The organism is Candidatus Accumulibacter necessarius (assembly GCF_036625085.1).
Genome location: NZ_JAZKUM010000002.1, coordinates 651,087 through 663,984, shown reverse-complemented (window position 1 = coordinate 663,984; position 12,898 = coordinate 651,087). Strand labels below are relative to the sequence as shown.

The window sequence follows — 12,898 nt, the reverse complement described above, 5'->3', positions numbered from 1 at the left end:
CTCCTAAAAGTGGAACTGCCGCCATCGTCGTCGCCAGGCGGTGGTCCAGAAAAGCAAAACCCCCACTCGGCTTGCACCGGCGGGGGTTTCTGGAATCTGCTGTCGTTTGCTGCGTTTCGACTTATCTTCTTTCGACCCTCGACGGCGCGTCAGGTCCTACGCTTACCGCGCACACTACAGCGACCAGCAAGGCAGTACCCGCACCAACGACCGCAGCTTGCGCCACAGCAAATCGAGGAGCATCAAGGTCGTAGGAGCAGGGCATCGTCGTCAAGTCAAAGTCAAAACCGGCAAGCCACGATTAGAACCGAGAGGAGCGAGAATTGCAAGCCCCATGATGCGCTGACGGAAAGCAACTGCTTCGGCGCGTTGCTATGGCAGTTCATCAAGCCCGAACATGCTCAGGTGTGAAGTCCCACCCCAGGTATCCAGGCTCCATGAGCCCCCGCAGACACTCACCCAATTGATCCCGGCGTTCGGAATCAGGAAATCACGCGGAGTCGACAGGGGATTGCCGCGGACCAGACGGTTAACAATGTCGAGGACCCCCCCGTGGGTCACGACAACGATCATTTGCCCACGATGTTCGGCGACCAACTGGCTCAGCCCGTCGCTGACGCGCTCGGACAATTGCTGCAGGCTCTCACCGCCAAAGGGAATGACGAACTCCGGGTCTCTCGTCTCGAACGAGTGGTAGTCAGCTGGATATCTGGCTCGCGATTCGTCGTAGGTCAGCCCTTCAAAAAACCCGTAGCGCCGCTCACGGAACGCCGGCCGGAATTTCGGCAACAGATTCAGGCGGGCAGCGATACGCTCGGCAGTCTGCCTGGCCCGCAACAGATCACTGCTGTACAGGGCGGTCACCGGTTGGCCAACCAGCCAGTTTGCCGCTGCCTGCGCCTGCACCAGACCAGCGGCATTCAGTCCGATGTCGATCTGTCCCTGGATGCGCTTTTCGGCATTCCAGGTTGTTTCGCCATGCCGGACAAGACAAATTCGGGTTGCTTCCATAGCTACAGTTCGATAGACGTAGTGGACCCATAGCGAGCCAGCGACGTCCCCCGCTCGCCAATATGGCAGACAGACCCGAAGCCTCGTGGCAGGTCAGTGCAGCGTGGATTTTAAGCCATCCCGGCGCCACCGACGGTATCGAGGACTTCCTCCTCTTTTCTGAGGTGGGGCGATGGTTGGTGTGATAGCATTCTTCCTGGCGGGTCTCCCCGCATCGCAGGATGGTGAACCTGGTCAGGTCCGGAAGGAAGCAGCCACAGCCGTCTGATGTGAGTGCCGGGGGTAAGGCTCGCCACCTTCGCATGCACGTTCCCGGCGGCAGATCACGTTTGGCCAACCTGTCTCCGACGCAGCCTGTCGACGCACTCGCACTCCTGGCCCCCGTGATCAGCCGTGCAAAACCACGGGAAGCAGGTAGCGCCATCTGCTAGAATCCGCTCATGAGTTACCAAGTCCTGGCGCGCAAGTGGCGCCCGAGAACGTTTGCCAGCCTGGTAGGTCAGGAACACGTTGTCAGAGCACTGACGCATGCCTTGACGGCACAGCGCCTGCACCATGCCTATCTGTTCACCGGCACGCGTGGGGTTGGCAAGACGACCCTGGCACGTATTCTGGCCAAGGCGCTTAACTGCGAGGCTGGTGTCACCGCCACTCCCTGCGGCATCTGCTCGGCCTGCCGGGAGATCGACGCCGGACGATTTGTCGATCTGCTCGAGGTTGACGCAGCGACCAACACCAAGGTCGACGAGATGCGACAGCTTCTCGAGAATGCTGTCTACGCGCCAACGCGCGGCCGTTTCAAGGTCTACGTCATCGACGAGGTACATATGCTCTCGAACTCGGCCTTCAACGCCATGCTGAAGACCCTCGAGGAACCCCCGGAGCATGTGAAGTTCATCCTGGCGACCACCGATCCGCAGAAAATCCCGGTCACCGTCCTGTCGCGCTGCCTGCAGTTCAATCTCAAGCAGATGACGCAACCGCTGATCGCCAATCATCTCAAGCACATTCTCGAAGTCGAGGCGATCAGCGCCGAGGTTGGCGCGTTGCATCTGCTGGCGCGCTCGGCGGCCGGAAGCATGCGCGACGCCCTGTCGCTGCTCGACCAGGCAATCGCCCATGGGTCGGGCAAGGTCGAGGAGGCGCAGGTACGCGAAATGCTTGGCGCAGTCGATCTTGACCACCTGTTCTCGATCACCGACGCCCTGCTCGCCGGTAATGCCGCAGCCATGCTGCAGGTCGCCGATGAAATGGCAGCGCGCAGCCTTTCGTTTGATACTGCGCTCCAGGAAATGGCCAGCCTGTTCACTCGTTTGCAGGTCGCTCAGATCGCGCCACAGGCGATCGCCGACGACCTGCCGGAGCGCGAACGCCTGCTGGACATGGCCTCCAGACTCGATCCGGAATTCGTTCAACTGGCCTACCAGATCGCCGTGCATGGCCGCCATGAGCTGCCGTTGGCACCCGACGACCAAGCCGGCTTCATCATGACGCTGCTGCGCCTGTACGCCTTCCGCCCGGCCCTGGACGACGATTCCGCGTCGCGGGAGCCACCAGCCACTGCGACGCGACGGACAGCGCCCGCACCCTCTGCCGGCCAGGCGGCACCGGCGCCTGCGGCGACCGCCGCAGCTCAGCCAGCGGCGCGTGCCGCAGGCGTAGAGCCGGACGAAGCCGACATTGGCTCGCTGCCGACCGATTGGAATGACATTCTGGCTGCTCTCAAGATCAGCGGCATGGCACGGGAGCTGGCGCAGCACTGCGAGTTGCGTGATCTGGCCGGAGCACGGATCGTCCTGCGACTGTCCCCGACGCATCGCCACCTGCTGATGAAACCCGCGCAGGACAAGCTGCAGCAGGCACTGGCCGAGCATTTTGCCAGGCCACTGCAGCTCGCGATCGCGCTCGAAGCGGGCACCGGAGACACACCGGCCGCCGCTGCACAGAGGGACCGCCGTGAGCGTATGGATCGCGCCATCGCATCGGTAGAACAGGATGGCTTCGTACGTGAAGTCATCGAAATGTTCGACGCCACCCTGGTCGAATCTTCCATAAAACCCGTGTAGTTCTTTAGTTCAGTTCGAGGCAAGCAAGATGATGAAAGGCGGAATCGCCGGCCTGATGAAACAGGCCCAGCAGATGCAGGAAAACATGAAAAAGGCCCAGGAGCAGCTCGCACAGCTCGAAGTCGAGGGGCAATCGGGTGCCGGCATGGTCAAGGTGCTGATGACCTGCGCCCACAGCGTGCGCCGAGTGACCATCGACCCTTCGGTGATGGACGACAGGGAGATGCTCGAGGATCTGGTCGCAGCCGCCCTGAACGATGCCATGCGCCGAGCCGAGGAAGCGTCCCAGGAACGCATGGCCGGCTTTTCCGCAGGGCTTAACCTGCCAGCTGGATTCAAGATGCCGTTCTGATGAGCACCCCGTCAAGCCTCGAGGCATTGATCGAGGCTTTGCGCTGCCTGCCGGGGGTTGGGCCAAAATCGGCCCAGCGGATGGCTTACCACCTGATGCAGCACAATCGGCCAGGCGCCCAGCGTCTGGCCGACGCGCTGGGGCTCGCGCTCGCCGCCCTGCGCCATTGTCAACGCTGTAACACCTTTACCGAATCCGATATCTGCGCCCGCTGCCTGTCGGCCAAGCGCGACCCCAGTCTGCTGTGCGTCGTCGAGACACCGGTCGACATGAACATGCTCGAGCAAACCCATGCCTACTCGGGCCTGTACTACGTGCTGATGGGTCGGGTGTCGCCCCTCGACGGCATCGGGCCAGGCGAGCTTCACCTTGAGCGCCTGCTGGCTCGCGCCTGTGACGGTGTGGTGCGTGAGGTAATCATCGCCACCAACTACACCAATGAAGGGGAAGCAACCGCGCATTACCTGTCCGAAATGCTGCGAAGCCGTGGCGTCACCGTATCGCGTATCGCGCGCGGCGTACCGGTCGGCGGCGAACTTGAATACGTCGATGCGGGAACTCTGGCGCAGGCGCTGCGTGAGCGTCGACCGCTTGCTGTATAAGCGTTTCGGGAGGTTCCAGATTCTATCTGTATTGAGATTGGCGTATAATGCTCGGGTTTAGTTCGTACCAACTTTTCATCACGTCCTAGGGATCAGCGCTATGAGCAATGAGTGCAAAGTGGACTGCGGAAGGCGGCGATTGGTCGTCGCCACTGCTGCGGTCGGCGGGGTGGGGGCGATAGCTGCGCTCGTGCCTTTCCTCTCCAGCATGCTGCCGTCCGAGCGGGCCAAGGCAGCCGGCGCGCCGGTCGAGGTCGAGATCGGCACCCTCGAACCCGGCCAGATGATGACTGTCGAGTGGCGAGGCAAACCGGTATGGATCATCAGCCGCACGCCGCAAATGCTGGAAACCCTGCCCAAGCTCGATGACTCGATGGCCGATCCGAAGTCCGAGAAGAACATGCAGCCTGAATATTGCAGGAATGAGGTGCGCTCGATCAAGCCCGAGATCATGGTCGCGGTGGGCATCTGCACCCATCTCGGCTGTTCCCCCTCGGCCAAGTTCAAGCCCGGGGCCGACGAAGGCATGGACAGCAACTGGTTGGGCGGGTTCCTGTGCCCATGCCACGGGTCCACTTTCGACTTCGCCGGCCGAGTCTTCAAGAACAAGCCGGCACCGGACAACCTCGAGGTGCCGCCGCACATGTACCTGTCCGAGAAGCGTATTCTCATCGGCGAAGACAAGAAGGGGGCTTAAGCAATGGCGTCCAATACCAATTTCGAAAAGTACAAGTCTGACGGTACCCTTCAGGGCAATCTGCTCGAGTGGTTTGATGCCCGCTTCCCGGCGACTTCAATGTGGCGCGGGCACCTGTCCGAGTACTATGCTCCGAAGAACTTCAACTTCTGGTATTTCTTCGGATCCCTGGCGATGCTGGTGCTGGTCATCCAGATCCTCACCGGCATCTTCCTCGTCATGCACTACAAGCCCGATGCCTCGCTCAACGCGAATGGCATTCCAGTCGCCTTTGCCAGCGTCGAGTACATCATGCGCGATGTGCCCTGGGGCTGGTTGATCCGCTACATGCATTCAACCGGCGCTTCGGCGTTCTTCGTCGTCGTTTACCTGCACATGTTCCGGGGCATGTTGTACGGTTCCTATCGACAGCCGCGGGAACTGGTCTGGATCTTCGGCACGCTGATCTTCCTCTGTCTGATGGCCGAAGCCTTCATGGGCTATCTGCTACCCTGGGGACAGATGTCCTTCTGGGGCGCGCAGGTGATCGTCAACCTGTTCTCGGCGATTCCGCTGATCGGTGAGCCGCTGTCGATCTGGATTCGTGGCGACTTCGTCGTCGGTGACGCGACGCTCAACCGCTTCTTCGCCTTCCACGTCATCGCCGTGCCGCTGGTACTGCTCGGCCTCGTCGCCGCACACATCCTGGCGCTGCACGAAGTCGGCTCGAACAACCCGGACGGCGTCGAGATCAAGAAGCGCAAGGACGTCCACGGCAATCCGCTGGACGGCATCCCCTTCCACCCGTACTACTCCGTAAAGGACATCGTCGGCGTGGTGGTGTTCCTGATGGTCTTCTCGATCATCGTCTTCTTCGCGCCCGAAGGCGGCGGCTATTTCCTCGAGTACAACAACTTCCTGCCAGCGGATCCGCTGAAGACGCCGGCACATATCGCGCCAGTCTGGTACTTCACGCCCTACTACTCCCTGCTGCGCGCCATGGTCTGGCCGCTGTTCGGAATCGACGCCAAGTTCTGGGGCGTGGTGGCGATGGGTGCCGGAGTCGTGATTCTGGCCTTTCTGCCCTGGCTGGACCGCAGCCCCGTCAAATCGATCCGTTATCGCGGCCCGATCTTCAAGACCCTCCTGACCCTGTTCGTGATCTCGTTCTTCCTCCTTGGCTTCCTTGGCACACAGCCGCCGTCTTACGCCTTCTTCGGCGTCATCCCGAGCGCACCCGTGGCGCAGGTACTGAGCGCGTACTACTTCCTCTACTTTTTGACCATGCCCTGGTGGTCGAGAATCGACAAGTACAAGCCGGAACCTGATCGCGTGACGATGTAAAGGAATGCACAAAATGAAAAAACTGCTTACAGCATTGCTCTTTGCTCCGGCTGTCGCCCTGGCCGCAGGCGCCGCTGTTCATCTCGACAAGGCACCGGATGTGCAGAACGACAAAGCTGCCCTGCAAAGCGGCGCCAGAACCTTCGTCAACTATTGCCTCAATTGCCATGGCGCCAGTTTCGTCCGCTACAACCGCCTGACCGAGCTTGGCCTCACTGAGCACCAGGTCAAGGAAAACCTGATGTTTACCGCGGACAAGATTGGCGAGACGATGCGGGTTGCCGCTCGTCCAGAGGAGCAGAAGGTGTGGTTCGGGGCGGCGCCACCCGACCTGTCGCTGGTTGCGCGCGCACGCGCGTCGGCGGACGGCAGTGGTGCCGACTGGCTGTACACTTACCTGCGCTCCTTCTACGTCGACGAAAAGCGCCCCACTGGCTGGAACAACACCCTTTTCGCCAACGTCGGCATGCCGCATGTCTTGTGGCAGTTGCAGGGGCAGCAGGTACTCAACAACGAGCACAAACTGGAACTGGCCGTCCCGGGAGCGCTTTCGCCTGCCGAGTACGACAAGGTCGTGGGTGACCTGGTCGGGTTCATGGTCTGGCTCGCCGAGCCCGATGCCGGATTCCGCAAGCGGGTCGGTTTTGGCGTTCTGGCTTTCCTCGTTGTTCTCTTTGGCTTCGCCTACGCGATGAAGAAGCAGTTCTGGAAAGACATCAAGTAGCCGCAGCACAAACGCCGGGTTTCAAGCCGCGGCATCGCCGGTGAGGGCGCGAAATGCGCCCGCAGCCGCCGCGATGCCGATTCGTTTTTGAGGGTATTGATCATGATGAATCTCTATTCGGGAACTACCTGCCCGTTCAGCCACCGTTGCCGTATCGTGCTTTACGAAAAAGGGATGGATTTCCAGGTGATCGATGTCGATCTCTTCGCCAAGCCTGAAGACATCGCCATCATCAACCCCTATGGCCGGGTCCCGGTACTCGTCGAACGTGACCTCATTCTCTACGAGCCGAACATCATCAACGAGTATATCGACGAACGCTTCCCGCATCCGCAGTTGATGCCGGCTGATCCGATCATGCGCGCGCGCGCGCGCCAGCTGCTGATCACCATGGAACGTGAGGTTTTCTCTTATATCGAAGCCCTCGAGAAGAACAGCAAGGCGGCCGATCGCTCGCGTCAACAGATTCGTGACCGGCTGACCGAAATGGCACCTGTATTCGTCAAGCAGAAGCACATGCTCGGCGAAGAGTTTTCCATGCTCGATGTCGCCATCGCCCCGCTACTCTGGCGGCTCGACCACTACGGTATCGAGCTGTCGAGAGTGGCGGCACCCTTGATGAAGTATGGCGAGCGAATTTTCAGCCGCCAGGGCTTCATCGATGCGCTGACGCCCTCAGAAAAGGCGATGCGCAAGTAGATATCGGCCATGGCCGTCACTCGTTGATGACAGGGCCCATGCCCTGCGCCATGACGTCTTGAGGGGAGTTAACGTGGACCTGCCGTCGACCAAACCCTACCTGATTCGCGCCATTCACCAATGGTGCTGCGACAACGGTTTCACCCCCTACCTCGCCGTCGCTGTCGATGCCCGCACGCGCGTACCGCGCGAACATGTCCGTGACGGCCAGATCGTCCTCAACGTCGGCTACGAGGCCACCGCCCATCTCAGCATGGACAACGACAGCATCAGTTTTCAGGCTCGTTTCGGTGGTGTCGCACGCGACATCTCGGTCCCGATGGGCAATGTGTCGGCCATCTATGCGCGCGAAAACGGGGCCGGCATGGCCTTCGAACCGGAGAGCGAAGCGACTTCCACGGCAGCGGAGAGCCCCGCCTCCGAGGCCAGCCAGGACGATGGGCCCGAGCCCCCCAAGCCAGCACCACCCAGGGGCCGCCCCTCCTTGCAGCGCGTCAAGTGATGGTTCCTTTCTTTCTTTGACGACACGGGACCGATTCGATATACTCTCGACCTCGTTGGCCAAGTAGCTCAGTTGGTAGAGCAGCGGACTGAAAATCCGCGTGTCCGTGGTTCAATTCCGCGCTTGGCCACCATTTACAAAAATCCCAGCCCTTATCCGCTGGGATTTTTTTGCCCGCAACGCCAGTGTTGGCGGACTTCCGCGTTTCGTGCTGGTGAGCGTCACCCTGCCGCCGACCTCGTTTCGGGCCTCCCTTACACCGAATTTCCCTCTCTGTTCTCTGTTGGCCTGGTGAGCGTTCACCAGGCCAAAGTCAGCATTGGCGGGGGTTTCCGGCCGATGGGTTGTGGTTGTGAATTGGTCGGGCGCAGGCGACCGAGAGTTGGAAAGATGCTTGGTATGTGGGAGCCGATCGCGCTGAAGTGCCCAGGTTGTTCGTTCGAGGTCGTTGTCCCAGATGCCTCGCATTGACCGATGCGTGTCGGTCAAGGATACTCGGGATCGTGAGGCCATACTCACCCTCGATGACGAGGCAGTGGAAGTGCTCACTCACACGACCCCCCCGGTGAACGCGGACTGCACATGACGCTTACAACTTCACAATATCTAGCCCGCAATCACTGTGCCTTCGGCGTGCCTGGAAACAATCGATCTGTCGCGGCGTCTCGTTTAGCAACTGTTCGATTTCCCAACGATCTTCAGGGGGCATGTTGCAGCCCATTATGATCCCCGTCACCAACTGCGCGCCGCCATGCACATACCCAAGCTTGTCGCATTGAACAAAGTCCGCATCGTCTTTGGGTTGGCCGCATGCGATTGCGCGATATTCATGCTCATACCCCCAATATTTGGCCTTTTGGAGAAATGAGAGCGGCACCAAATCCTTCTCGTGGAGCGTTTCGGGCAGGGTAGGATAGTGATCTCGATATTCCACTCTCCAGGCCGAGCCAATTACTGGGTTCTTGGCGCCGAAGACCAGACAGACGCCGCGATGCGCGTTTGCGTAGTGGCTCCACATCAACGGAACATCGGGTAGCGCGGAAAGGCAAAGCAGGCGGTAGCGACGACGCAGTTGCTCCTGCCAGGTGTCCGATAACTCCGTGGCCACAGCGTCGAACTGTGATGGGTCACGGGCAATCTCGAACGCCTTAGCGAGAACAGCCGATTGTTTTTCTGCATCTCCCTCATCCACATGCTGTGAACAAAGCCCCATCCAGAGGATGACGATTGCAACTCTTGCTGTAACGTCGCCCAACTGTGCATCGAACAGGGGTCTGCAATCCCAAGGATCATTAAACCTCCGCGGGGCGGAGAATCGCATTTCCCCGGTTCTTAGCAAGGGGCGCAATTCCTCGATACGATAGTGCAGGTACCGATACGCATTCTCTGACGGAAGGTCTGCTGCACGGTCAGGAAAGACGCACGTAGTGTCCATCTGCTGAAGGATAGCAACTCCAGCCCCACCGGCGCAGGCAGATTGGTGTGTCAAAGGTTGAGATGCCCGAGGTGAGAGCGAAATGGAGTGGACTGAAGGATAGGAAATCCAACGACACCATCAAGAGTATATGAGCCTCCATCAAGGGCCGTCAATCTCGCATTTGGGCCCGGGAACCCGTGAAGAGTCATACGAACCCCGCCCCGCTTAGTGCCTGTGGTCATCCGCCTGGCTGGTCCGGCCAGGCGGATGACCACAGGCGCGAGCCCTCCCAAGACGGGCGATGACAACTCGTCTTGCTTCAGTCTGGACCCTTGCGCATTGGCACCTACCAGGCAATGCGCTGGTCGAATTCGTAGTCCGGCACCGGTTAGGGCTGCGCTTCGTCCTCGCCCATGGTGGCGCCCTGCATCTCCCAGAGCGGGGGCGCACGGGCTCCCATCAGGCGTGGTGGCGATGTTGGCTCACCAACGAAGCAAGCGTCGCCTCCATGCAAATCGAATGTGCGGAGTAGGGGCGGTACCGGTCGTCGGAAGTTGGTGAAGTTCAATGACCGCTATGGGTCAGCAGACAGTCAATTTCCACATGACATTCTGACCACAGCGTTCAGAATCCGGTCACGAAGGCGACACGAGTAACTTCACTCGCTGCGCTTCCCAGTCAGCAGGAAACGCTCGCCGAACCAGAGTCTCCAAGACCAGTCCATCGTCCTGCCCCGACAAACCGATCTCTACGATCTCGGGGGCCAATTGCGCCAGCCGCGCGATCCGACTGGCCTGCCCGCGGTCGAGCCCCTCGATGGCAGCGATCTCGGTGATCGTCCGGTACTTGCCTTCGTCCAGCAAACGCTGCCAGTAGTGGGCCAGCCCCAACGCCCGAATCAGAGGCGTGTGCTGCGCTGCTGCCCGTTCCCGCTGCTCTACCCCGGCCTCGACCCGAAACTCCTCCGGCGCATCCAGAGGCGTGAGGATCTGCCGCTTCACCCCGCGCTTGATCAGCCTCCAGGGTACAAAGGTTTCCAGTCGCACGCCGCCGGCGGGTGTTGGGATCTCATGGGTGACAGGGTGGCCTGTCTGCTTGCCGTAGTGCTTTTTGGACATCTCGCCTCCTTACTTGAACTGTTCCAGCATCTGGCGCTGCTCGGGCCAGAGTGCCGGGATGTCGTTACGCATCAGCCACCGCAGGGTGAGTTGCCGAGGCTGGCTCCCTTTCATCAGGTGCTCGACGATGTCCGGGGCCAGCCGCGCCAATCGCAGCAATCTGCCAACCGTCGTCGGCATCAGTCCCTCGGCCCGAGCGATTTCGACCACCCCCTTGAAGGCCCCTGAGTCGAGCAGGGAGTGCCAGTACTGTGCCCGAGCAACGGCTTCGATGATGAGAACGTCGTGGGCAGACGTCCCCGAGTCGGCCAGCCACTGCCCTTTCTTCCGCTTGAACTGCAGGGGCACGAAGGTTTCCAGCGAGTTGTCCATCAGGCCTCGACCTCCAGCAGTTCCGCACCAATGCCCCTCGGCGCGAACTCACCGATAAGCTTGTCCCAACCCAACTCCCGCCACTTCACCTTGATGCCCTGCACCTCACCAACGTGGACGAGGTCGATCCGTTCGATCATCAGGTTGGCGATGCGGTGGCGCTCGACCGGGAACAACTGATCCCACACGTCGTTGAGCCGCCCCATCGCCATCACCGTACTGGCTTCGTCGATCTGAGCGCCGTTGCGCTGGATGTGGCGCACCACCGATGCGATGGACTCCGGGCTGGTCAGCACCGTGCGGATCTGGGCGACCACCGCCACCTCGATCTCCGGCGCGGGCAGGCGCTCGTAGCTCTTGCCCGGCGCGCCGAAAGCGGCTTTCCGACTTGGACACGTAGTAGTGGTACTTGCGCCCGTTCTTGCGCGAGTAGGTCGGGTACATCCGCTCGCCCGATGGGGCGTACAGCAGGCCGCGCAGCAAGGCGTCGGTGCGCGACCGGATCTTGGTCTCCACCGACCGCGTGTGGCCGTCCTTGGCCAGCACCGCGTGAACCTTGTCCCACAGATCCCGGTCGATGATCGGCTGGGTGCGCGCCGGGGTACCAGTTCCCCTTGTGCGACAACTCGCCCAGGTAGATGCGGTTGCGCAGCAGCTTGTGCAGGTACTTCTTGTCGATGCGTGTGCCGCTACGGGTCTGGCCCTCCTGCGTCGTCCACGCCTTGGTGGTGATGCCCTCCAAGTCAGGTTGGCGGCGATCTGGGTCGGCGAGCCGATGGTCAGCATCTCCTCGAAGATGCGCCGCACCACGGCCGCCTCGGCCTCGTTGATGACCAGCAGGCGGTTCTCGACGTCGTAGCCCAGGGGCGGCACGCCGCCCATCCACATGCCCTTGCGCTTGGCTGCCGCGATCTTGTCGCGGATGCGCTCGCCGGTGACCTCGCGCTCGAACTGCGCGAAGGACAGCAGGACGTTGAGCATCAGCCGCCCCATCGAGGTGGTGGTGTTGAACTGCTGCGTGACCGACACGAAGGACACGCCGTGGCGCTCGAACACCTCGACCATCTTGGAGAAGTCGGCGAGGCTGCGCGTCAGGCGGTCGATCTTGTAGACCACCACGATGTCGATCTGGCCGCGCTCGATGTCGGCCATCAGGCGCTTGAGCGCCGGGCGCTCCATGTTGCCGCCGGAGAAGCCGGGGTCGTCGTAGTCGTCGGCGACCGGAATCCAGCCCTCGGCGCGCTGGCTGGCGATGTAGGCGTGGCCTGCCTCCTTCTGCGCGTCGATGGAGTTGAACTCCTGGTCGAGGCGTTCGTCCGTGGACACCCGGCAGTAGACGGCGCAGCGCTTGCGGGCCTTGGGAGCTGCGATCTCGCTCATTGCGCACCTCCCTTGCCGCAGGCCGAAGAACAGGGGCCCACCCAGTGCGTGCCGGTGATGTGCCGGGCCACGGCCGTCAGGCTCTTGAAGGTGCTGCCCTCGTACTCGAACAGACCCTCGGCGGTGACCGTCCCCTGTGCTCGCGCTCGCCCCATTCGCGCAGCAGCACGTGCCCGGCGCGAAATTGATGTCACGCGGCTTGGCGCGCAGCTTGATCTTGGAGTGCTTCGCACCGATGGCCTCCAGTCGCTGCTTGTCTCTGGCGCGAGGCCGCCGAAGGCTTCCTCCTGCAGCTTGTAGGCGATGCGCGACTCGACGTGCGTCGCGGTTGGGGTAGTCCGGGCGGCGCTGGAAAATACCGATCCCACACTGGCCAGAGTTCGGCATCGGCAGGCAGGCCAGTTCGGCAATCCGCGCGGCGACGGATGCTTGTTTTTCGTTCATCACAACTTCTCCTGTTGATAGGGGGTTGTATGAACGCGCTGGTCGGGCAGGAAGCCAAGGCCAACTTCTCTCTGTTTTGGCGGCCTGCGACGAGCGGGTGCGGACGATGGCGGCCGCAAGGATGGTCGGTGATTTCAATTTGGCGGCGACGTGAGCGGTGTGACGTGAACGAAACAGGGGCCCGGCGGGCC

The 12,898-nt window shown here is 61.2% G+C and carries 13 protein-coding genes, 1 tRNA gene, 1 other RNA gene and 1 pseudogene; 10 read left to right on the top strand and 6 right to left on the bottom strand.

The window, feature by feature from the left end:
- Positions 1 to 372 precede the first annotated feature (372 nt).
- Complete coding sequence (locus V5B44_RS07425; RefSeq protein WP_332358441.1) at positions 373 to 1,011, bottom strand: histidine phosphatase family protein; 639 nt, start codon at positions 1,009 to 1,011, stop codon at positions 373 to 375.
- Positions 1,012 to 1,209: 198 nt separating this feature from the next.
- On the opposite strand from V5B44_RS07425, the gene ffs reads away from it, so the two are divergent.
- From ffs to V5B44_RS07375, 10 genes are all read left to right on the top strand, one after another.
- Positions 1,210 to 1,308, top strand: an RNA gene (ffs, locus tag V5B44_RS07420) — signal recognition particle sRNA small type.
- 143 nt (positions 1,309 to 1,451) lie between these two features.
- On the top strand, positions 1,452 to 3,077 hold the full coding sequence (gene dnaX / locus V5B44_RS07415; RefSeq protein ID WP_332358440.1) for a DNA polymerase III subunit gamma/tau: 1,626 nt from the start codon (positions 1,452 to 1,454) through the stop codon (positions 3,075 to 3,077).
- A gap of 28 nt (positions 3,078 to 3,105) precedes the next feature.
- Positions 3,106 to 3,429, top strand: a complete 324-nt coding sequence (locus V5B44_RS07410) for a YbaB/EbfC family nucleoid-associated protein (RefSeq protein ID WP_287633803.1) — start codon at positions 3,106 to 3,108, stop codon at positions 3,427 to 3,429.
- Positions 3,429 to 4,031, top strand: coding sequence for a recombination mediator RecR (recR, locus tag V5B44_RS07405; protein ID WP_332358439.1), 603 nt, complete (start codon positions 3,429 to 3,431; stop codon positions 4,029 to 4,031). The genes V5B44_RS07410 and recR overlap by 1 nt, the downstream gene beginning before the upstream one ends.
- Before the next feature lie 100 nt (positions 4,032 to 4,131).
- Positions 4,132 to 4,728 carry a ubiquinol-cytochrome c reductase iron-sulfur subunit gene (petA, locus tag V5B44_RS07400; protein WP_332358438.1) on the top strand — a complete coding sequence of 199 codons (597 nt, stop codon included), beginning with the start codon at positions 4,132 to 4,134 and terminating at the stop codon, positions 4,726 to 4,728.
- A 3-nt stretch (positions 4,729 to 4,731) separates the two neighbouring features.
- Positions 4,732 to 6,051 (top strand): cytochrome b, encoded by a 1,320-nt coding sequence (locus V5B44_RS07395; RefSeq protein ID WP_332358437.1) that lies wholly within the window; start codon positions 4,732 to 4,734, stop codon positions 6,049 to 6,051.
- A 13-nt stretch (positions 6,052 to 6,064) separates the two neighbouring features.
- Positions 6,065 to 6,775, top strand: coding sequence for a cytochrome c1 (locus V5B44_RS07390; protein ID WP_332358436.1), 711 nt, complete (start codon positions 6,065 to 6,067; stop codon positions 6,773 to 6,775).
- A 102-nt stretch (positions 6,776 to 6,877) separates the two neighbouring features.
- Positions 6,878 to 7,474, top strand: a complete 597-nt coding sequence (locus tag V5B44_RS07385; protein WP_287633798.1) for a glutathione S-transferase N-terminal domain-containing protein — start codon at positions 6,878 to 6,880, stop codon at positions 7,472 to 7,474.
- 73 nt (positions 7,475 to 7,547) lie between these two features.
- Positions 7,548 to 7,976, top strand: a complete 429-nt coding sequence (locus V5B44_RS07380) for a ClpXP protease specificity-enhancing factor (RefSeq protein WP_332358435.1) — start codon at positions 7,548 to 7,550, stop codon at positions 7,974 to 7,976.
- A gap of 57 nt (positions 7,977 to 8,033) precedes the next feature.
- Positions 8,034 to 8,109, top strand: a tRNA-Phe gene (locus tag V5B44_RS07375).
- A 456-nt stretch (positions 8,110 to 8,565) separates the two neighbouring features.
- On the opposite strand, the gene V5B44_RS07370 is transcribed toward V5B44_RS07375, so the two are convergent.
- The 5 genes and pseudogenes from V5B44_RS07370 to V5B44_RS07350 all read right to left on the bottom strand — a co-directional run bounded on the left by V5B44_RS07370 (position 8,566) and on the right by V5B44_RS07350 (position 12,631).
- Positions 8,566 to 9,231: a DUF2971 domain-containing protein gene (locus V5B44_RS07370; protein WP_332358434.1), complete on the bottom strand. Its 666-nt coding sequence runs from the start codon at positions 9,229 to 9,231 to the stop codon at positions 8,566 to 8,568.
- Positions 9,232 to 10,028: 797 nt separating this feature from the next.
- Positions 10,029 to 10,511: a LacI family transcriptional regulator gene (locus V5B44_RS07365; protein ID WP_332358433.1), complete on the bottom strand. Its 483-nt coding sequence runs from the start codon at positions 10,509 to 10,511 to the stop codon at positions 10,029 to 10,031.
- A gap of 9 nt (positions 10,512 to 10,520) precedes the next feature.
- The gene (locus V5B44_RS07360) at positions 10,521 to 10,883 is read right to left on the bottom strand and encodes a site-specific recombinase resolvase (protein ID WP_332358432.1); all 363 of its coding nucleotides are present in this window, start codon (positions 10,881 to 10,883) and stop codon (positions 10,521 to 10,523) included.
- A pseudogene (locus V5B44_RS07355) lies at positions 10,883 to 12,263 on the bottom strand (recombinase family protein). Before V5B44_RS07355 ends, V5B44_RS07360 begins: the two are co-directional and overlap by 1 nt.
- Positions 12,260 to 12,631: a DUF2924 domain-containing protein gene (locus tag V5B44_RS07350; RefSeq protein WP_332358431.1), complete on the bottom strand. Its 372-nt coding sequence runs from the start codon at positions 12,629 to 12,631 to the stop codon at positions 12,260 to 12,262. The pseudogene V5B44_RS07355 and the gene V5B44_RS07350 overlap by 4 nt, the downstream one beginning before the upstream one ends.
- Positions 12,632 to 12,898: the final 267 nt, after the last annotated feature.